Source organism: Aquimarina muelleri DSM 19832 (assembly GCF_000430665.1).
In the GTDB taxonomy this organism is placed as follows: domain Bacteria; phylum Bacteroidota; class Bacteroidia; order Flavobacteriales; family Flavobacteriaceae; genus Aquimarina; species Aquimarina muelleri.
Window position 1 is genome coordinate 137,933 of sequence record NZ_AUML01000002.1, and the last position, 20,962, is coordinate 158,894.

At 29.7% G+C, this 20,962-nt stretch carries 21 protein-coding genes; 8 read left to right on the plus strand and 13 right to left on the minus strand.

The window, feature by feature from the left end; genetic code table 11:
• Positions 1-26 precede the first annotated feature (26 nt).
• The 9 genes from hisIE to hisG all read right to left on the minus strand — a co-directional run bounded on the left by hisIE (position 27) and on the right by hisG (position 7,989).
• Entirely contained in the window at positions 27-623 is a 597-nt protein-coding gene (gene hisIE / locus H527_RS0101930) for a bifunctional phosphoribosyl-AMP cyclohydrolase/phosphoribosyl-ATP diphosphatase HisIE (RefSeq protein ID WP_027411146.1), read from the minus strand.
• Positions 624-709: 86 nt separating this feature from the next.
• Positions 710-1,465 (minus strand): imidazole glycerol phosphate synthase subunit HisF, encoded by a 756-nt coding sequence (gene hisF / locus H527_RS0101935; RefSeq protein ID WP_027411147.1) that lies wholly within the window; start codon positions 1,463-1,465, stop codon positions 710-712.
• Positions 1,466-1,545: 80 nt separating this feature from the next.
• On the minus strand, positions 1,546-2,271 hold the full coding sequence (hisA, locus tag H527_RS0101940) for a 1-(5-phosphoribosyl)-5-[(5-phosphoribosylamino)methylideneamino]imidazole-4-carboxamide isomerase (protein ID WP_027411148.1): 726 nt from the start codon (positions 2,269-2,271) through the stop codon (positions 1,546-1,548).
• Positions 2,272-2,369: 98 nt separating this feature from the next.
• On the minus strand, positions 2,370-2,966 hold the full coding sequence (gene hisH, locus H527_RS0101945) for an imidazole glycerol phosphate synthase subunit HisH (RefSeq protein ID WP_027411149.1): 597 nt from the start codon (positions 2,964-2,966) through the stop codon (positions 2,370-2,372).
• Positions 2,967-2,999: 33 nt separating this feature from the next.
• On the minus strand, positions 3,000-3,467 hold the full coding sequence (locus tag H527_RS0101950; RefSeq protein WP_027411150.1) for a GNAT family N-acetyltransferase: 468 nt from the start codon (positions 3,465-3,467) through the stop codon (positions 3,000-3,002).
• A 148-nt stretch (positions 3,468-3,615) separates the two neighbouring features.
• Positions 3,616-4,752 carry a bifunctional histidinol-phosphatase/imidazoleglycerol-phosphate dehydratase HisB gene (hisB, locus tag H527_RS0101955; RefSeq protein ID WP_027411151.1) on the minus strand — a complete coding sequence of 379 codons (1,137 nt, stop codon included), beginning with the start codon at positions 4,750-4,752 and terminating at the stop codon, positions 3,616-3,618.
• Positions 4,753-5,802: a histidinol-phosphate transaminase gene (hisC, locus tag H527_RS0101960; RefSeq protein ID WP_027411152.1), complete on the minus strand. Its 1,050-nt coding sequence runs from the start codon at positions 5,800-5,802 to the stop codon at positions 4,753-4,755.
• Positions 5,795-7,114, minus strand: coding sequence for a histidinol dehydrogenase (gene hisD, locus H527_RS0101965; protein ID WP_027411153.1), 1,320 nt, complete (start codon positions 7,112-7,114; stop codon positions 5,795-5,797). The genes hisC and hisD overlap by 8 nt, the downstream gene beginning before the upstream one ends.
• A 17-nt stretch (positions 7,115-7,131) precedes the next feature.
• The gene (hisG, locus tag H527_RS0101970) at positions 7,132-7,989 is read right to left on the minus strand and encodes an ATP phosphoribosyltransferase (protein ID WP_027411154.1); all 858 of its coding nucleotides are present in this window, start codon (positions 7,987-7,989) and stop codon (positions 7,132-7,134) included.
• Positions 7,990-8,336: 347 nt separating this feature from the next.
• On the opposite strand from hisG, the gene H527_RS0101975 reads away from it, so the two are divergent.
• Positions 8,337-9,260 carry an OmpA family protein gene (locus H527_RS0101975; RefSeq protein WP_027411155.1) on the plus strand — a complete coding sequence of 308 codons (924 nt, stop codon included), beginning with the start codon at positions 8,337-8,339 and terminating at the stop codon, positions 9,258-9,260.
• Positions 9,261-9,273: 13 nt separating this feature from the next.
• Positions 9,274-9,810 (plus strand): hypothetical protein, encoded by a 537-nt coding sequence (locus tag H527_RS0101980; protein ID WP_027411156.1) that lies wholly within the window; start codon positions 9,274-9,276, stop codon positions 9,808-9,810.
• A 168-nt stretch (positions 9,811-9,978) separates the two neighbouring features.
• Here the strand turns inward: H527_RS0101980 and H527_RS0101985 are convergent, their stop codons facing one another.
• Positions 9,979-10,758, minus strand: coding sequence for a DUF3050 domain-containing protein (locus H527_RS0101985; RefSeq protein ID WP_027411157.1), 780 nt, complete (start codon positions 10,756-10,758; stop codon positions 9,979-9,981).
• 292 nt (positions 10,759-11,050) lie between these two features.
• On the minus strand, positions 11,051-11,692 hold the full coding sequence (locus tag H527_RS22975) for a hypothetical protein (RefSeq protein ID WP_051316587.1): 642 nt from the start codon (positions 11,690-11,692) through the stop codon (positions 11,051-11,053).
• Positions 11,693-12,057: 365 nt separating this feature from the next.
• Here H527_RS22975 and H527_RS0101995 point away from each other — a divergent pair, with 365 nt between their 5' ends.
• Positions 12,058-13,308, plus strand: a complete 1,251-nt coding sequence (locus H527_RS0101995) for a response regulator (RefSeq protein ID WP_027411158.1) — start codon at positions 12,058-12,060, stop codon at positions 13,306-13,308.
• 23 nt (positions 13,309-13,331) lie between these two features.
• Here the strand turns inward: H527_RS0101995 and H527_RS21205 are convergent, their stop codons facing one another.
• Positions 13,332-14,291, minus strand: coding sequence for a peptidoglycan DD-metalloendopeptidase family protein (locus H527_RS21205; RefSeq protein WP_162143802.1), 960 nt, complete (start codon positions 14,289-14,291; stop codon positions 13,332-13,334).
• A gap of 343 nt (positions 14,292-14,634) precedes the next feature.
• Between H527_RS21205 and H527_RS0102005 the strand changes: the two genes are divergently transcribed.
• A complete protein-coding gene (locus H527_RS0102005) occupies positions 14,635-15,468 on the plus strand; it encodes an OmpA/MotB family protein (RefSeq protein ID WP_027411160.1) in 834 nt (277 codons plus the stop codon).
• A 93-nt stretch (positions 15,469-15,561) separates the two neighbouring features.
• Here the strand turns inward: H527_RS0102005 and H527_RS0102010 are convergent, their stop codons facing one another.
• A complete protein-coding gene (locus H527_RS0102010; RefSeq protein WP_051316589.1) occupies positions 15,562-16,128 on the minus strand; it encodes a hypothetical protein in 567 nt (188 codons plus the stop codon).
• Between the two features lie 800 nt (positions 16,129-16,928).
• On the opposite strand from H527_RS0102010, the gene H527_RS0102020 reads away from it, so the two are divergent.
• From H527_RS0102020 to H527_RS0102035, 4 genes are all read left to right on the plus strand, one after another.
• Positions 16,929-19,325, plus strand: coding sequence for a ribonucleoside-diphosphate reductase subunit alpha (locus tag H527_RS0102020; protein WP_027411163.1), 2,397 nt, complete (start codon positions 16,929-16,931; stop codon positions 19,323-19,325).
• 61 nt (positions 19,326-19,386) lie between these two features.
• The gene (locus tag H527_RS0102025; RefSeq protein WP_027411164.1) at positions 19,387-20,016 is read left to right on the plus strand and encodes a hypothetical protein; all 630 of its coding nucleotides are present in this window, start codon (positions 19,387-19,389) and stop codon (positions 20,014-20,016) included.
• Positions 20,013-20,237 (plus strand): nicotinamide mononucleotide transporter, encoded by a 225-nt coding sequence (locus H527_RS0102030; RefSeq protein ID WP_027411165.1) that lies wholly within the window; start codon positions 20,013-20,015, stop codon positions 20,235-20,237. The genes H527_RS0102025 and H527_RS0102030 overlap by 4 nt, the downstream gene beginning before the upstream one ends.
• Positions 20,227-20,835 carry an HD domain-containing protein gene (locus H527_RS0102035; protein ID WP_027411166.1) on the plus strand — a complete coding sequence of 203 codons (609 nt, stop codon included), beginning with the start codon at positions 20,227-20,229 and terminating at the stop codon, positions 20,833-20,835. The genes H527_RS0102030 and H527_RS0102035 overlap by 11 nt, the downstream gene beginning before the upstream one ends.
• Positions 20,836-20,962: the final 127 nt, after the last annotated feature.

Sequence of the window (20,962 nt, forward strand, 5' to 3'; positions counted from 1 at the left end):
AGTTTCTATGCTAAATTAATACATATCTAAATCCTTGATTTCAAAATTTCTTCAATATCCTGTAATGTACACTCTTTTGCTTGCAATAATATTAAGTAATGAAACAACAAATCTGCACTTTCATTTAAAAACAATTCTTTATTATCATCTTTTGCTTCTATTACAACTTCTACTGCTTCTTCTCCTACTTTTTGTGCTATTTTGTTAATACCTTTTCTAAATAGAGATGCTACATAGGATGTTGTATCTTCCTTATTTTCTTTTCGATTGCGTATTACTTTTTCTAATTGAGATAAAAATCCAAAAGAACTTTTATTCTCCAAATCCCAACATGTATCCGACCCAGTATGACAAGTTGGACCCACTGGATTTACAAAAACCAATAACGAATCCCGATCGCAATCACTCTTTATGTCAACAAGGTTTAAAATGTTACCACTTTCTTCTCCTTTTGTCCATAATCTTTTTTTTGATCTACTAAAAAATGTAACTTTTTTAGTTTCTATTGTTTTATTATATGCCTCTTCGTTCATATACCCTAGCATCAATACGTTTTTAGTAACTGCATCTTGTACAATTGCAGGCACAAGTCCGTCTGTGTTTTTTTGGAAGTCTATTTTCATGTTTTTTTTATATTATTTTTAAAAGCCCTGAATTATATCCTTAATAAAGATTATCCTTTAAATCTTATGAAATTTTATTTTCAAATTTATAATCGTACGGGTATTTTGTTATCCTGTAATTTTTGTTTTAAATCTTTAATTTCTATTTCTTTAAAATGAAAAACACTTGCAGCTAGTGCAGCATCTGATTTTCCTTTTGTGAAAGTATCTATAAAATGTTGCATATTACCTGCTCCTCCCGAAGCGATTATAGGAATATTTAATTCTTCGGATAATTTACATAATACTTCGTTAGCAAATCCATCTTTGGTACCGTCGTTATCCATAGATGTAAAAAGGATTTCTCCTGCACCTCGTTTTTCGACTTCTTTTGCCCAATCCAATAATTTTAGATCTGTTGGTACTTTACCTCCTACGAGGTGTACTATCCATTGTCCGTTAATTTGTTTTGCATCTATCGCAACTGTTATACATTGCGATCCAAATTTTGCTGCAAGATCATTAATTAGCTGTGGATTTTTAACTGCAGATGAATTTACAGAGACTTTATCTGCACCATTTTGTAATAATATATCTACATCTTCTATAGAGGATATTCCGCCACCTACAGTAAAAGGTATATTCACTTTTTCGGCAACCCGAAGTACTAAGTCTGCCAACGTTTTCCTTCTTTCTTCTGTAGCAGAGATATCTAAAAACACTAGCTCATCTGCCCCTGCTTTTGAATAGGCTTCGGCAAGTTCTACGGGATCTCCAGCATCTCGCAAATCCACAAAATTGACCCCTTTTACAGTTCTTCCATTTTTTATATCCAAACAGGGTATAATTCTTTTTGTTAACATGATTTAATATTTTTCCACTTAAATACGTTTATGATTAACAAACCTCGCATCACAGGTTTTTAAGAAACGTAAGGTTTGATTTATTGGTTCAGAATATAACTTTCTAATTGTTTTAGACTAATTCTATTTTCATAAATTGCTTTTCCTATAATAGTACCTTCGCAACCTATTTCGGCTAATTTGGGTAATTCATCAAATGTTGAAATTCCTCCCGATGCAATTAATTTAAGATTTTTTGTTTCTTTTAAAATTCTTTGATATAACTCAAAAGAAGGCCCTTGCAACATTCCATCCTTACTTATATCGGTACAAACAACATAGGTGACTCCCTGTTTTTGATACTCATTAATAAAAGGAATTAATTCTTTATCGCTTTCTTCTTGCCAACCACTTACTGCTATTTTTTCGTTATTAGCATCTGCCCCTAAAATGATTTTATCTGCCCCAAATTTTTGTATCCACGATGTAAAAGTTACAGGATCTTTTACAGCAATACTACCTCCTGTTACTTGATCTGCACCACTTTCAAAAGCTATTTTTAAATCCTCATCTGTTTTTAGTCCACCACCAAAATCAATTTTTAAATTGGTTTTAGAAGCTATTAGCTCTAATATTTTGTGATTAACTATATGCTTAGATTTTGCACCATCCAGATCCACCAAATGTAAATATTCAATTCCATGTGCTTCAAACTCCTTAGCTACTTCTAAAGGGTTTTTATTATATATTTTTTTGGTATCATAATCTCCCTTGGAGAGTCGAACGCATTTTGCGTCTATAATATCTATTGCTGGTATTATTCTCATAATTTTTTAATATAATATGTATTAAGTATTAGGTTTTCCATAGATTTTTTCCAAACATTTAAATTCTCAAATTTATTCATGTATATATTACTTATTACCTAATACTTTAAACCTTCTAACTTCAAGAAATTCTCTAATATTTTCTCTCCTGTTACACTACTTTTTTCGGGATGAAATTGAGTGCCATAAAAATTATTCTTCTGCAAAGCGGTACTATAGGTAACTCCATAATTAGTTTGTGCAACTGTATGCTCTGTTAATGGAGCATAATAACTATGTACTAAATAAATATATTCACTTTCATCAATCCCATTAAACAAAGGAGAATCCAAAGCTTCTATTTGATTCCATCCTATTTGTGGTACTTTTACGTCTTTATTAAATCGAACTACATCTACATCAAAGATTTCCAATCCTTTGGTATCTCCCTCTTGAGTATGATTACACATTAATTGCATTCCCAGACAAATTCCTAAAACTGGTTGTTTAAGCTCAGGAATTAATAAATCTAATCCTGAATCTTTCAGTTTTTGCATGGCACTACTCGCCTCTCCTACTCCTGGAAATATAACTTTATCTGCTGCTTTAATCACTTCTGGATCATTGCTTAATATGGCTTCATATCCTAATCGCTGTATTGCAAATTTTATAGATTGGATATTTCCTGCTCCATAATTAATAATTACAATTGTCATATTTTATATTTTATAGCTATTTAGTCTGCTTACTTATATTTGTATACTAGTTTTTATTATTTTTTCAAAACAAACACTGTTTTTGACACCGGCATATTGACCATAGTTAGTAATTAATTGATATCCATTCTTTTTGTATAGATGAATAGCTTCTGGTTGCTTAATTCCTGTTTCTAACAAACATTTTTGATACGATAATTCTGCTGCCCAGTTTTCTAATTCTAATAATATCTTAGAAGCAATACCTTTTCCTCTTGCTTTTGGATCTGTATACATTCGCTTTATTTCCATCGCAACTGTACTATACTCTTTAATTGCTCCGCAAGCAACCGCTTCGTCATTATTATATGCTACAACAACATATTTAATTAGATCGATTTTATTGAATTGGTCATAAAAAGAATGTTCTTCTCCATCTCTGATTGCTAAATCTATATCCAGATGTTTTACCAGTTCTATAAAATCTTTATTTTCTGAATTTGTTCTTACTATTTTTATCATTAGATTTTCTTTCTCTACAATCAATTTTTGTTTTTAATCAATAACTTCGGAGCAAGCTCACGAGGTATGCTTCCGAAAATATATTTTGTTCTCGAGGCAAGCCTTGGAGAATTAAACTCCACAATGTGGATTAAAAAAGCCTAAAGATTTACAAGACTCCTTTGGTACTTGGCAAAATCATTTTATCTGGATCCTGCTTTACTGCTACTTTTATTGCTTTGGCAAAAGCTTTAAAAATAGCTTCTATTTTATGGTGTTCATTAGTACCTTCTGCTTTAATGTTTAGATTTGCTTTTGCTCCATCGGTAAAAGATTTAAAAAAATGAAAAAACATCTCTGTAGGCATTTTACCTATCATTTCACGTTGAAATTCTGCTTCCCAAACCAACCAATTACGTCCTCCAAAATCAATAGCTACTTGAGCTAAACAATCATCCATCGGTAAACAAAAACCATAGCGTTCTATACCTAATTTATTACCTAAAGCTTTACTAAAAACTTCCCCTAAAGCTATTGCTGTATCTTCGATAGTATGATGTTCGTCTACCTCCAGATCCCCTACAACTTTAATGTCCAAATCCATTTGTCCATGACGTGCAATCTGATCCAACATGTGGTCAAAAAAATCTAATCCTGTACTAATATTACTTTTACCAGTACCATCCAGATTAAGTTGTATATAAATATCGGTTTCGTTAGTATTTCTGGAAATCTCTGCTCTACGGTCTTTTAGTTTTAAAAACTCATATATTTTTTGCCAATCATTACTCTCCAGAGCTATAAAATTATTTAGTTCTTCTCTTTTAATAGTAATCTCGCTAGTTCCTAAATTGGTGTTATCATTAATAAAAATACCTTTAGATCCCAGATTTTTTGCCAGCTCTATATCGGTTAAACGATCCCCTATTACAAATGAATTTTCTAAATCATACTCTTCAGAAAAATATTCGGTTAACAAACCTGTTCCTGGTTTACGAGTATTAGCATTTTCATGTGGAAAAGTTCTATCCAGAAATACTTTGTTAAATACTACTCCTTCATTTTCAAAAGATTTTATAATAAAATTATGTACTGGCCAAAAGGTGTTTTCTGGAAACACATCAGTACCTAAACCATCTTGATTTGTAATCATTACTAGTTCATAATCTAATTCTTGAGCTATTTTTCCTAAGTATGTAAATGCTTTAGGGTAAAATATCATTTTTTCAAATGCATCTATTTGCTCATCTACTGTTTCTTTAATGATCGTGCCATCACGATCGATAAATAGTACTTTCTTTTTCATCTATAATTGCTTTAAAGCTTCTATTAATATTTTATTCTCTTCTGTAGTTCCTACTGTAAATCTTAGCGTGTTTTCACAAAGGGCTTGTGTACTTCGATTACGTACTACAATTCCCATGTTAATTAGTTGGTCATATCTTTTGTTTGCATCATCTACTCTAGCTAAAATAAAATTTGCATCGCTAAAAAATATTTTTTCTACAAAAGATATTGTAGATAGTGCTTCTTGCAATTTAGCACGCTCTTCTATTATACTTTTTACTTCATTTTTAACCTTATCTTCTTCTAAAGTTCGTTGTAATGCTCGTTGTTGGGTTAACTCATTTACATTATATGGTGGTTTAATTTTATTTAAAACACTAATTATTTCTTCGGAAGCATAACAAATACCTAATCGAATACCTGCTAAACCATAGGCTTTGGATAACGTTTGTGTTACAATAAGGTTTGGATGTTCTTTAATAGCAGATATCCAACTTTTTTTATCTGTAAAATCGATATATGCTTCATCAATTACTACCACTCCGTTAAATCTCTTTAAAATTTGTTGTATTCGATCTTGCTCGATTAAATTACCCGAAGGGTTGTTAGGAGAGCATATAAATACTACTTTAGAATTCATATTAACCTTCCTAAATATTTCTTCTACATCTGGCTGAAAATCTTTATCTAATTGTACTTGTTGTTCTTCTATATTATTAATATTTGCTAATACCGTATACATACCATAAGTGGGTGGTAACGTTATAATATTATCTTCCCCTGGTTCACAAAAGGCTCTATATATTAAATCTAATACTTCGTCACTACCATTACCCAGAAGTATATTTTTTTCGGATATATTTTTTTGTTTTGCTAATACTGCTTTTAGATTTTTTTGTTGTGGGTCAGGATATCTGTTTACTCCGTTTTCATACGGGTTTTCATTAGCATCCAGAAATATCATTTTGGCATCAAAATCTGTAAACTCATCTCTGGCAGAACTATAGGCTTTAAGATTTAAAATATTTTTGCGAACCAGTTGTTTTATATCGAATTGTATTTTATTCATTTCGTTTATTTTTTTTCAATAAACCTTCAAGGTTTAAACTTTCTAACCTTAATGTTACTGCATTTTTATGTGCTTGCAAACCTTCTGTATCTGCCATTAACTCAATAGCATTTCCTATATTTAATATCCCTTGTTTAGATATTTTCTGAAATGTCATAGACTTCATAAAACTATCCAAATTAACACCACTATATTGTTTTGCATAGCCATTAGTTGGTAAGGTGTGATTTGTTCCTGATGCATAGTCTCCTGCACTTTCTGGAGTATAATTACCTATAAATACAGATCCTGCATTACTTATATTATCGATATAGAAGTCTTCATTTTTCATACATACAATAAAATGCTCTGGTCCATACTCGTTGATTAGTTCTAGAGCTTCTTGATCGCTTTCTATATAAATGAGTTTTGAATTTGCAATAGCTTCGTTTGCAATTTCTTTTCTTGGTAATACACTACATTGTTTTATGATTTCTTTTTCTACATCTTCTATCATTTTTTTTGAGGTAGAAACCAAAATAACCTGACTATCTTTACCGTGCTCTGCTTGACTTAATAAATCAGATGCAACAAAAGAAGCATTAGCTGTATCATCTGCAACCACTAATAATTCGCTTGGACCTGCTGGCATATCTATCGCTACACCAAATTTGGTGGCTAGCTGTTTTGCTACCGTTACAAATTGATTACCTGGTCCAAATATTTTATACACCTGTGGTATCGTTTCTGTACCAAACGTCATTCCTGCAATTGCTTGAATGCCTCCGACTTTACAAATTTTAGTCACCCCACAAAGGTCTGCTGTATATAATATAGCTGGATGTATTTCTCCTTCTTGATTAGGAGGTGTACACAAAACTATTTCTTTACATCCTGCTATATTAGCAGGAACGGTTAGCATTAAAATTGTAGAAAATAAAGGAGCCGTTCCCCCAGGAATATATAATCCAACTTTTTGGATTGGTCTTTTTTCTTGCCAACACTTTACTCCCGCCGTAGTTGTAACAGAAACTTTATCTGTTTTTTGTGCCGTATGAAAAGCTTCAATATTAGATTTTGCTAATACTATAGCATTTTTTAAGTCCTGAGAGATATTACTTTTTGCAGTTTGAATTTCTTCAGCTGTTACTAAAACAGAATCTAATGTAACTTTATCAAACTTTTGAGTATACCTATCTATGGCTATATCCCCTTCTATATCTACTTCTTTAAAAACATTTAAAACTGTTTCTTCTATATCTGCTACACTTTGTGTAGGTCTTTTTAGAATTTCGCTCCAAGTATCTTTATTTGGGTTATATATTTTATTCATTTTATGATTCTAGAGATTTATAATACCATTTTTTCGATTGGGCAAACTAATATGCCTTCTGCTCCTTGGGCCTTCAACTCATCTAGTATATCCCAAAATTTGTTTTTCTCTACAACGGTATGAATAGAACTCCATCCTTTTTCTGCCAATGGCAATACTGTAGGACTTCGCATACCTGGTAATATATTAACAATAGCTTCAATTTTATTATTAGGAGCGTTTAAAAGCACATACTTAGAGTTTCTTGCTTTTAAAACAGCTTTAATTCTAAATTGTAATTTCTCTAGTATTTTTTTATTATCGTTAGATATTTTAGGAGAAACAGCAAGTACTGCCTCAGAAGTAAGCATTACTTCTACTTCTTTTAAATTATTTTTGAATAGCGTACTACCACTAGATACAATATCACAAATAGCATCTGCCAATCCTATATTTGGCGCAATTTCTACAGATCCAGATATTTGGTGTAATTCTGCAGATATACCTTGTTTATCCAGATACTCGTTAACAGTGTTGGGATAGGATGTTGCAATCTTTTTACCTTCTAAATCTTTGATGGAGTTATACACAAACTCTTTTGGAACAGCCAGAGAAACTTTACACTTAGAAAAATTAAGGCGCTCTGCTATACTAATATCTTTTCCTTTTTCGATAAGCACATTTTCGCCTATGATAGCAATATCTACAACACCATCTCTTAAGTATTGAGGAATATCACCGTTACGCAAAAACATAACTTCCATAGGGAAATTACGAGTTTCCGCTTTTAATTGATCTTTACCATTATCTATCGAAATACCGCAGTCTTTTAAAATACTAACAGAATCTTCGTTTAGACGACCACTTTTTTGGATTGCAATTTTAATCTTTGACATAATTATTTTGTTTTTATGCCTGAACAATTCAAAAACAAGTTTTTAAAAAACAAAAAACCCGTTTGAATTACTCAAACGGGTTTTAAATATTATTGTGTTATACACATATCATACCTACCACGCCTGAGCGAAAATGTAAGAATGATGATGATGTACAATTATGTTTTTCATTTTTTTTTCTAAATGTTACGCGAATTTATAAAAATTTATTTTATTGAAAAGCATTTAAACTTATTTTTTTGTTATTTATCTTCTTTCTTCTATTAATCTTATATAATTTATAATCTATAATAGTTTGATTATAAACATTTTTATAACTTTAAGATACTAATCATAATCGACATCTTATGAAAAACTTATTCTCCTTTCTTATTTTTTTATTATTTGCCTGTTTGGCAATGCGATGGTATTACTCCTGTAATTGGTGTAAAAAAGATATAGGTACAAATACTACTTATATAGAAGAAAAAATAGATCCTAATATAGAAGTTCTCGTAAAAAAGGCATACGAAGATAGTATTGCTACTTTATCAAAAACTGTAGGGTTATTTGCTAAAGGACCACAAAACCAAGAGATTTTTAGGTATATAGAAAACCTAAAAATCAATAACAGAAATACGAATGTATTTATACCTAAAACTTTAGAAGGTTTTGATCGACAAATTGTGGATTACCTAGGTAAACATCAAGATCAAGAACTTATTATTTATGGCTATAAAAGTAATGATGAAAATAACGATAGCATAGATACAGGTACTGCCAGAGCTAACTTTATTAAAGATATACTCATTGAGGCTGGTGTTAACCCTAATCGAATTATATCCAAATCCAAACCTTATGCATATCAATATTCTAATGATGGTACGTATGAAGGTGGAATAGAGTTAGATTTTAAAACATTAAGTGAAACAAGAGTTATTGAAGTAGAAAAAAGTATTGCAACCCGAACGTTGCATTCTAACTTTGGTCAAAAAACCTTTCAACCTGATGCTACCTTATCTAACTATACTTTAGAATTAAAAAATTATCTGGATAAATACCCAAATAAGTTGGTTACTATTATTGGTCATACAGATGATATAGGAACGAATGAATCTAATTTATGGTATGGACAACAAAGGTCTAATAATGTAAAAGATTATTTGGTTTCGCAAGGTATTCCCGAAGATAAAATTAAAGCATTATCTAAAGGAGAATCTACCCCTATTGCTCTAAATGATAGTGAAGAAAATAGAGCTAAAAACAGACGAATTGAAATAACAATAAACTAAATACATTACAACTATGCTAGATTTTTTAAACGAAACGAACTGGTGGTGCCTATTATTACTATTATTCCTAGCTTTTTTATTAGGTTGGCTATTATCCCGATGGTCGCTTAAGAAAAAATACAAAAAAGCTTTAGAAGATTGTGAGAAAAAGAATACTTTGCTTAAAAGCTCTACAAAAGAAAAAGCTAATTCAACATTTTCTAATTCTATAAATCTGGATGCCCCTGCATCAGACAATGATATTAAAGCTATTAAAACCAGAGATCATGGAGGAATATCTGTTAATAATGATCTGCAAAAACCGAAATTAAATTTTGATAGTTTTGGCAAAGCAGACGCTTCTCAAAAAGATGATTTAAAATTAATCAGTGGGGTTGGTACATTTATCGAAGAAAAATTAAATAGTATTGGTATTTATACTTTTGATCAAATCAGCAAATTTACCAAAGAAGATATAGAAACCGTTACAACTTTAATTCAATTTTTTCCTGGTAGAATTGAACGAGATAAATGGACCGAACAAGCTCTAAAACTTAAAGATAAAAAATAATTTCTTTTATGTGATTTTACATACTATAAAAAAACAACGTCTTCTTGTATTGCCTGAAGACGTTGTTATATTGTTTCTTTTTTAATACTTTATGTATTAGATATATTTTGTAAAAATATAAGATTTGATTGCAGTAAAATCAGTAAATAAAAGATCTTATTAGTTTATTTATTTTAATTGCTTTTTCTTTTCTATCAGATCTGCTATATAATCCCATAATTTAATTCTTTCTTGAAGAGCTTGTTTAGCAATATCTATAGTCTCTTGCCATTTTTCTGGGTGATCTTCACATAGTTCTGCTATCATTTTAAGAGAAAGAGGTCCATGTTCATCTCCATCCAGTTCAATATGCCTATCTAAGTAGTATGTCAATTTATTATATAGCTTATTCTCTGAATCTGCATTTTTTAAAATCTCTATAAACATATCTGGTATTATATCCTCTCTACCAAAAGTAAAGACAGAAGCTATTAAGTGTGGTTTTTGTGTTGCTATTGTATTAAAAGAAAATGTAACAAAATCTTTAATAGGTTTACCTATCTGGGCTTTATACAGCGCCTGATCAATATTATCTCCAGATTTAAGATTATCGATTAATAAATCTATTTGAACTGTATTTGCATTAATTTGCTGCATAGCATCCAGATACATCTCAAAATGACTTTTTGGTTCTCCTAGTTCATTTATATCACTTTCTTCTCCATGAACAATTTCATTTATAAACCTAGACAAACTTGAGTTTTTTCTTGGAATCCAAGGTATTGAAACATTTGTTAGTTCTATCTGAAGAGCTTTAAGTAGTGACATAAAATCCCAAACAGCAAAAATGTGATTTTCCATAAAAATCTTAATATCTTCTATAGAAGATAAATTCTCATACAATCTATGAGACTTAAGCTGTATCCTTAACTCCTTAAGTTCACTTTCTATATAGTTTAATTTGTCCATTTATTTATTATAATTTTTACTAACCTATTACAATACTATAGAAACCCTGCATTTTGATTACAAAGAAACGCTTTTTGTTTATTTCAAAATAAATTTCATTGGTTTTTCGTTTCAATACACCAACATTCCTTATTCATTTATATCTACTGTTTTTCTTTTTATGTAAATATTAGATAAAAAAATCACAAAATATTATTGAAAATATTTTGTGATACTAATCCAAAAATTCGGTAAGATTAATGAAATACAACTCTCATTTCATATTGAATAAACAAGCTTATAAAAAAACATTCTAATCCTTAACAACAACTAGTGTTGCTTTAACACCAGCTATAAGGTTCCACTCGTTCCCTGTTATTAAATTTCCTTGATCGTCATATAGATGAAACTCTGCTGTATTAGGTGCTGCATCTCCATTATTTAATGCTAAAATATCAATCGTATTAAATCCCTTTAGCAAAGTTATTTTTGTTGTTTGATAAGATCCTGTAAGATAAACTCTTCCATTTATAATATCATCATTTAGAAAAATTCGAACTACATCTCCATCAATAGCACCATGATCTCTATATATTAATTGCACAAATTTTCCGCTGCTTTTAAATCCTCCTAAATATTGATCTTTTTTAAATTCTTCTTTAATTTCTTTTTCTGTTTTGAATGATTTTGGCGTAGCTTCAAATTCTGGTTTTAAAAAATCAGTTTCACCTGTCATATCAATAGTAGATGTACGCTGACCATATTCAGTCAATTCTTTTGGTGGAGTATATAGAGGAGAATTTAAATTTGGAGAAGACAAGCCTTTAGATAAATTAAAATTACTTGTTTTTAGTTCACTCCCATTGTTTATACGCAAGGAAGAATTATTTTCTATTTGAGCATAAATAATATTCCCTAAACATAACAAAAAAAAGAAAAACAATTTAGCTTTCATAACTTTTGTATTACTCTATATTTATATAACGTAAAGATAAATATTATACATTTTTAATACTGTTAATTAGTTATAAAAATACATATTAACTACCTCTACTAATTATAAAGACGGTATTATTACACAATGATTACACTATTTCCTTAAAATCAATATTAAATCTTAAACTATGTAATATTGAAAATTAGTCTAATTTGACTTTTTTAACATTATTTACGATTTTATTATGCTTTATTTAGTATAAATATAGTGTTTACTGCTTTTTATATAATAATATATCAATTTATTAAAATCATGTAAAAAAATACATCATGATGTTTGTAAGATAATACCTATATTTCTTATTTTGTTCTTAAAAAAACAATATGCTATATTATATTATAGGAGCTATATTATTTATAACACTTCTCTTTGTATGGTTTCAATACAAAAAGACTAAAAAAGAACTTAAGAATAAAGATATCGAGTTACAATCTCTGGTTCAAGAAACAGATAAACAGCTTGATTTACAACAAGATCTTATTTCAATACTTAGTCAGGAATTAAGAACTCCTCTATATGGGATAATTGGATTAACTAATCTTTTAGAAAATGAATATCCAGAATTAAAAAATGATAAAAATCTAAAATCATTAAAATTCTCAGGGGATTATTTATTTACTTTAATTAATAATATTTTACATGTAAATTTTTTAAATTCTGAAGAAGTTAAAGCACAAAACATCTTATTTAATTTACAGGAAGTTATCCAAACCCTTATACACTCATTTAGCTATGCCATAGAAAATAGCGATAATACACTACATTTTGAGTTTGATCCTGAAATTAATAAAATGATTAATGGAGATTCTGGGATTCTTTCTCAAATACTTATGAATTTAATGAGTAATGCTTTACGGTTTACTAAAAATGGAAATGTTTATTTTTCTGTGACACTACTTAAGAAGAAAAATAATATTTCTACTATTTCTTTTAAAATAAATCATGATGGTGATGAAATATCTATAGAAGATAAAAAATCTATTTATCAAGAATTTATTAATGTAAAAAACACTAAGAAAACTTATTTAGGGACTGGTATTAATTCAAAAATTGTAAATATTCTTGCTCAATCCATTAATGGAAAAATAATTATCCCAGAAAACACATATAAAGGATCAGAGTATTTGCTCGTGGTTGATTTTAAAGAACAAACGGATGATATAAAAAAAACAAATCAAGCCACCTATTCTAATACATCTTTAAAAGCTTTAATTGTAGATGATAACAAATTAAATCTTCTGATAGCCGATAAAATGTTGTCTAAAGAATCTTTTGATTGTACAACTGTAGATAATGGTTTTGATGCCATAGAGTTAGTTAAAAAAAATGACTATAATATAATTTTGATGGATATTAATATGCCAAAACTAAATGGTATTGGAACCACAAAAAGAATACGTGAATTTAATACAAAAGTCCCTATAATAGCTTTATCCGCAGTAGATGTTACTCAATTAAACCGACAAATTGTACAAGCTGGTTTAAATGATTACATATTAAAACCTTATAACAAAAGTCATTTACTAGAGATGATTTACAAATACATGAATAACCCAGAAATGAAAAATGGATAATAAGTACTACTGTAAAAAATATTTTAATTTATAATTATTTGTTGCCCAATTTTTAGTACCGAACTAGATCTTAGCGCATTAGTTTTACAAATCTCTGCAATAGCTAAGCCATATTTATTTGCTATCCTGCTTAAGGTATCCCCTTTTCGTACTGTATAAATTTTTTGTTGCTCTTCTTCTATTTTTGCAATATCTTCTATCGTCTTGTGTAGTACTATATTACTTTTTCGAGTAGATTTATGGTATCTAGGAGTAGCCCATTTTTTTGTTACAAAAAGAACATCAGATCTAACTTTATTATCACTAGTAAACTCAAATAGATATTCTGGATTAATACTTTTACCTTTATAACGCACTTCAAGATGTAAATGACTTCCTCTTGCATTTCCAGTAACACCTCCTTTTCCTATAGTCTGTCCTTTTTTAATATCTTCATTTTCTTTCACTAAAATTTGTGAAAGATGTGCATACACAGTCTCCAAACCATTATGATGTCTAACTACTACTGTATTACCATGCCCTCCATGATATCCAACATATCGTATTTTTCCATCTAAAATAGATTTTACACTATCCCCAATATGCAAATCAATATCAATTCCTTGATGAGGTCTTCCTCTTCTCCATCCATATCGAGAAGTAACTACCATGTTACCATCCACCGGAGATGAAAAATCTTCATCCTGAAACTCTAACTGAAAAGGAAAAGTAAGTTGTTCTCCCCAATACGGATTAAACTGTTGATTATCCCAATTCGTAGTGAATTCTTCCATGTTTTCAACTAACAAATCATCACTAATCTCATTCTCTGGAAGGTAATTATAATTTTTTGGATATATAGGTAAACATACTATTCTACCTTGCACTACTATTTTTTTATGCTCTACTACTATACTTTCCTTTTGCTCTAATATTTCTTGTGCAGAGATACTAACAAATGATAAGAAAATAAAGAAAGTAGTTACAAGCTTTTTATTACTCAAAAACATCAATTATTATATATTTTATTAATTAAATAGATATGAATTGTTGGCATAAATATTTTTTTATTAAAGAACTGCAAAAGTAATGTGTTATTACAACATATAATTAATTAATACATTAATAATGAAAAATATATTTCCAAAAAATACCTTGTATTTTGACTATCAACATTTTATTGATCCTTTATGAATTTAATTACATTACAATATTTTTATAAAGTAATATCCGCTTCTATTCATTTAACATTTTTTAAGACATTGATAAGAAAATATTAATAAACAACATCACAATAAATAAAATGTCTTGTAGTTAAAGTAACAACTAATAATTAATTGAATAACCATGAAAAGATCATTAACACTAGTTGCGGTGTCCGGAGTATTAATTATGACATCCTGTGTATCCAAGAAAAAGTATGTTGCTTTAGAGCAAGAATTACAGAACACGCAAAGTACTTTACAAAAAACTACAGTAGAAAAAGAAGAATTAGAAGGTAAATTTGCTAAAATAGAATCCAGAGTAGCAGACTATAACGCAAAAATTAATTCGTTGACACAAGAAAACGATGAAAAAATGGTAATGGTAGATGATATTGTAGCAATATCTAACAAAACTAAAGAAAAAATGAAGCAAACCTTAACCAGGGTTGATCAACAAAAACTACAAGGTGCAACGTCATTAAAAGACTCTATGAACCTTGCTGTATCACATAATTTGAAAAAATCATTATCTGATGACATAAAAAATGATGAAGACATTTCTATTGACATAGATAATACAGTAGTGATGATATCTATATCAGATAAAATGTTATTTAATAGTGGGAGTTATAGAATTAGCAATAAAGCAGATAGTATATTAAAAAAACTAGCTGATCTTATTAATTCTGAGCCAAGTTTAGAAGTTATGGTAGAAGGTCATACAGATTCTAGAACTATCAGTAATGCTGTTGTACAAGACAACTGGGATTTAAGTGTAAAAAGAGCTACGTCTATTGTTAGAAAACTACAATCAAAGTACTCTGTTGATCCTGCTAAATTAATCGCATCAGGAAGAAGTAGTTATAAGCCTTTAGTAGAAAATGATACTAAAGAGAATATGTCTATTAACAGACGTACAAGAATTGTTTTACTACCAAATATGGATAAGTTTTTCTCGATGCTTTCTTCTAACTAAACAATTTAATATATTGTTTAATATCAAAAAAAGGGATAAAAACTATTATTAGTTTTTATCCCTTTTTTTGATATTATCTATTTGGATTACACTTTATACTAGCTCACGTCGTAACTCATTTAAAGTGATATCACTATTAATTAACCTCGTTATCACTTCTTCTCGAAACTCTTCTAGGTCCTCATAATCATAATATTTAGCCCATTTATGAGTTTCTAATAAGTTCTTAATTTGTTTAATAAGCTTGCGAGTAGCATCTGCAGGTCTTAACACAGCTTCTGTATCATAATCTGGGTTATCTTTGTGCATATAACTCACTTTTTTAGTTTCAAAATCTACAGAAATATAATATGCATCTACATCTGGATCCAGATTCTCTCTAAAATCTTCCCAATTTGCAAAACCTAATCTTAGATCATCTATCTCTGCTGGTAAATCAGATACCAAACGCCATTGACATTTTGCTGCTCTACCCCAATGATTAGATAATCTGTAAACTCCTAATTTCGTATAATAATAAGTACTCCCAGATTCACTTCTATAATTTGGCTTTCTTCTTGATATTTCTCGTAATGAAACTCCTTTAAAAACACAATATGTTTTATTAAAAAAATTATATCGAGTATAAATTTTTAAATGCTCCTTTTCCTGATGTTCCAATATGATTGTTTTTTCCCGATGCAAAGAAATCACATTTTTATTAGAAAGTAAAAACAAGTTTTTAACATATCATAAACCAAGCAATATAAAGTTCTTTTTAAACCTTAAAAATGATACATAATTAACACCAAATTATGTATATAGAAATACCAAATTCTACTCATCACTTTTTAGTTATACTCCACTACATATAGTTAATTTTTTTTTGAAAAATTCAAAAAACAATCTCCTTTTTAATTTTTTTTAGATAATTTTAGATAATTATTAACCAATTAACAAAAAATACTATATAAAAAATGTAATACCATATTATTGTTTTTAGAAAATTCAATTTTGACTATATATCAAGATTTGTCTTGTTTTACTACCTTCTAATAAATAACAGTCTAAGTACACTTTCATCAACCCCAAGATGGCAGCTAATTTACCATTAAGTGTTTTTATTGATATTTTAGTTTTTTTACAAAAAGCACTAAAAGTAAAATTTTTAAAGCGAGGTATACTACACTGAATAACTTTTATCATTGTTTAAATTATAGCTACATATGATAAAAGCTAATAGTTATAAATACATATATTTTCAAAATCAGTTAACAAATATTTAACTCTGTTCTAATATATAATTTAGCTCAGATTTATTTCGACATAAAAAATTGCACATCAACAGTTTAATTTTATATAAAAAAACAAAAACACTATTTTACGGATAACCCCTAAATATTAGATGTTTATAACATAAATCTATATTCTATTTAATAGCGAAATTCGTTTCCAATAACTAATTAACCAAATAGCACAAGATGCAAGTAAAAAAAAGAGATGGTCGTAAAGAGCCTATTATGTTTGATAAGATTACCGCTAGGGTAAGAAAATTATGTTATGGACTTAACTCCTTAGTAGATCCTGTAAAGGTAGCTATGCGAGTGATAGAAGGATTGTATGATGGTGTAACGACAAGCGAACTGGATAACCTGACTGCAGAAATAGCTGCAACCATGACCATAACACATCCTGATTATGCAAAGCTAGCAGCTCGTATCTCTGTTTCTAATTTACATAAAAACACAAAAAAGACATTCTCAGAGGTAGTTACCGATCTTTATGAGTATGTAAACTCCAGAACCGGTAAAAAAGCAGCTCTGATTGCAGATGATGTATATGATGTTATCACAGCTAACAAAGAAAAACTAGATTCTACCATTATTTATAATAGGGATTTTGGATATGATTATTTTGGTTTTAAAACATTAGAACGTTCTTATTTACTTAAGATTAACGGTGAAATTGCAGAACGTCCACAGCATATGCTAATGCGGGTTTCTATAGGAATTCATCTTAATGATTTGGATGCAGCAATAGAGACGTATGAGCTAATGTCTAAAAAATATTTTACACACGCCACTCCTACTTTATTCAATGCTGGTACACCAAAGCCACAAATGTCATCCTGCTTTTTATTAACCATGAAAGATGATAGTATAAATGGCATTTATGATACTTTAAAACAAACCGCTAAGATTTCGCAATCTGCAGGAGGTATAGGGTTATCTATTCATAATGTTAGAGCTACAGGATCCTATATTGCAGGAACCAACGGTAAATCTAACGGTATTGTACCTATGTTACAAGTGTTTAATGATACAGCTCGTTATGTAGATCAGGGAGGCGGAAATCGAAAAGGAGCCTTTGCTATTTATATCGAGCCATGGCACGCAGATATTTTTGATTTCTTAGATCTTAAAAAGAACCATGGTAAAGAAGAAATGCGAGCACGAGATTTGTTTTATGCCATGTGGATCCCAGATCTATTCATGAAACGAGTACAAGATGATGCAGAATGGACATTAATGTGTCCTAATGAGTGCCCTGGACTATTTGATATACATAGTGATGCATTCGAAGAAGCTTATCTTCGTTTTGAAGCAGAAGAAAAAGGGCGAAGAACTATAAAGGCGAGAGAGTTATGGGAAAAAATACTAGAATCTCAGATCGAAACCGGTACTCCATATATGCTATACAAAGATGCTGCTAATCGTAAATCTAATCAGCAAAATTTAGGTACTATTCGTTCTTCTAACTTATGTACCGAGATTTTAGAATATACCAGCCCAGATGAAGTAGCTGTTTGTAATCTAGCCTCTATTGCATTACCTATGTTTGTAAAAAACGGAGAGTTTGATCATAAGGAATTATTTAGGATAACCAAAAGAGTAACTAAAAACCTAAACAGAGTAATCGATCGTAATTACTATCCTGTAAAAGAAGCAGAAAACTCTAATGTGCGCCATCGTCCAATAGGATTAGGAGTACAAGGATTAGCAGATGCATTTATACAATTGCGATTACCATTTACTAGTGATGGGGCAAAGAAGTTAAACCAAGAAATCTTTGAAACCTTATACTTTGCAGCAGTTACCGCATCGATGGAAGAAGCCAAAGAGGATGGCCCTTATCAAAGTTATGAAGGATCCCCTATTTCTAAAGGAAAGTTTCAATATAACCTATGGGGATTAAAAGATGAGGAATTAAGTGGTAGATGGGACTGGGATAAGCTACGAAAACAAGTGCTTAAAAACGGTGTTCGTAACTCCTTATTAGTAGCACCAATGCCAACAGCATCTACCTCTCAAATACTAGGTAACAATGAAGCTTTTGAACCATATACTAGTAATATTTATACCAGACGAGTATTATCAGGAGAATTTATCGTAGTGAACAAACACTTACTAGAAGATTTAGTGAAATTAGGGTTGTGGAACGACTCGCTTAAAGATGCTATTATGCGAGCAAATGGATCGGTACAAAATATAGATATCATACCACAGGATTTAAAAGAGTTATATAAAACTGTTTGGGAACTGAGTATGAAAGATATTATCGATATGTCTCGCCACAGAGGGTATTTTATCGATCAGTCACAATCTTTAAACCTTTTTATGGAAGGTGCAACTATGGCAAAACTAACCTCGATGCATTTTTATGCATGGAAAAGTGGCTTAAAAACAGGAATGTACTATTTAAGAACAAAATCTGCAGTAGATGCCATTAAGTTTACACTAAAAAGTGAAAACAAAAAACAGATTACAACACAAACAAATCCATATCAAGAAGCAATTTCTATACACGAGTATCAAGCATTAATCCAACAATCTAAAAACAATAATGAAGAGGATGATTGTCTAATGTGTGGAGGGTAATTCTATTTTTTAAACATATATCTAATAAAATTTATTAACCCATATTATATATAGTACACTAATGAACAAAGAACAAATCATCAAAAAACAACTTGTATTTCATAAAAGAGGTAAAGCAGGATGCGCATTTTCATCTATTGCTGCAAGAAAACCTGATAATTATGAATGGGAACATAAAATTTTATGTTCGTATACTACAAAAGAAATAGATGAAGCTATAGAATATTACATCCAAAAAGAAGAGATATCTACAGTATCTCTTGTGTTTCCTACAGTAAGAACCGTATATGACTTATGCTCCTTAATACAAACACTCGAAAACTGTAAAAACATAATTACTATAAAAACAGAGTACCAAGATTTTCAATGTTTTGGATTTAGAGTTAAAGTAGAAGACAAATTATCTTGGGTAACTGGATTTGGTTCTTTTTCTTTTTTTCCTAAAACAAGACAAACTCCTTTTACCGAAATAGCTTTTCGGGTAAAACAAAAGCCCCAATATGAGTGGGAAATGAAAGAAAGCCCGGCAGAAACCCTTCATTTAGCACATATGAATATGCTAGATATGGAAGAAGATACATTTAAAAATATCTGGCAACATTCTTTAAACAATACCGAAAAAATATTAGGACATAAACCAGACTTTATAAGCGCCGCAAAAACAACATTCTCCATACCAAAAACAATATGAATATAGATAACTTATCTTGGGTACTGGCTTTTGGTAGTCTTATCGGAGGACAATTAGTGATTAACAAAAATAAAATCGGATATGTAATCTGGGTAATAGTAAATTTATTGTGGATAACTTATTTTATATATAAAGATATTTATTCTTCAGCATTTTTATTTTTGGTGTATATGATACAATCTATCTACGGATATATAAAATGGAAAAAAAATGAAAAATAACATCGCCTTTTTATTAAGAAATTTTCTGGCAGACTCCGAAAAATTAAAAACAGAATTACGGCATAGTTATTTGTCTGATGGTAGAACTGAAAGTGTTGCAGAACACGTATGGCGTATGTCTTTATTAGCATTAATGGTAGAACCATATCTAAAACAAAAGATTAATGTAGAGCGATTTCTTAAGATTATTATTGTACATGATCTGGTCGAAATTTATGCTGGGGATATTCCAATAACAGAGTCCGTAAAAAGTGAGCAAATAAAAAAGTTAAAAGAGATTAATGAAATAAAAGCTATAGAAAAAATAAAAACTAAACTCCCTTCTCTGATAGGAGAAAGTTTTTATGATTTGTGGTGGGAATACGAAAAAAATGAAACTATAGAATCCAGAGTTGCCCATGCATTAGATAAAATCGAAGCACAAGCACAACATAATGAAGCTGGTATTGATACTTGGGTAGAAGAAGAGTACCATTTTGCATATAAACTGTCTAATTATACTACTAATGAAAAAATATTAGAAGAGCTTTCTGATATTTTAATAGCCGAAACAGACGAGTTATTAAACTCTATTGGGTATCATAAAAAAACGATATAAAGAGTTCTATAATTACTAAAAAAGCTTCATAAAATTAAACATAATAATTCATATTTCACCAAAATTATACAGATCAACCAGATTATGTCAAAGTATAAATATATTTTTTATTAAGATTTCTAAACTA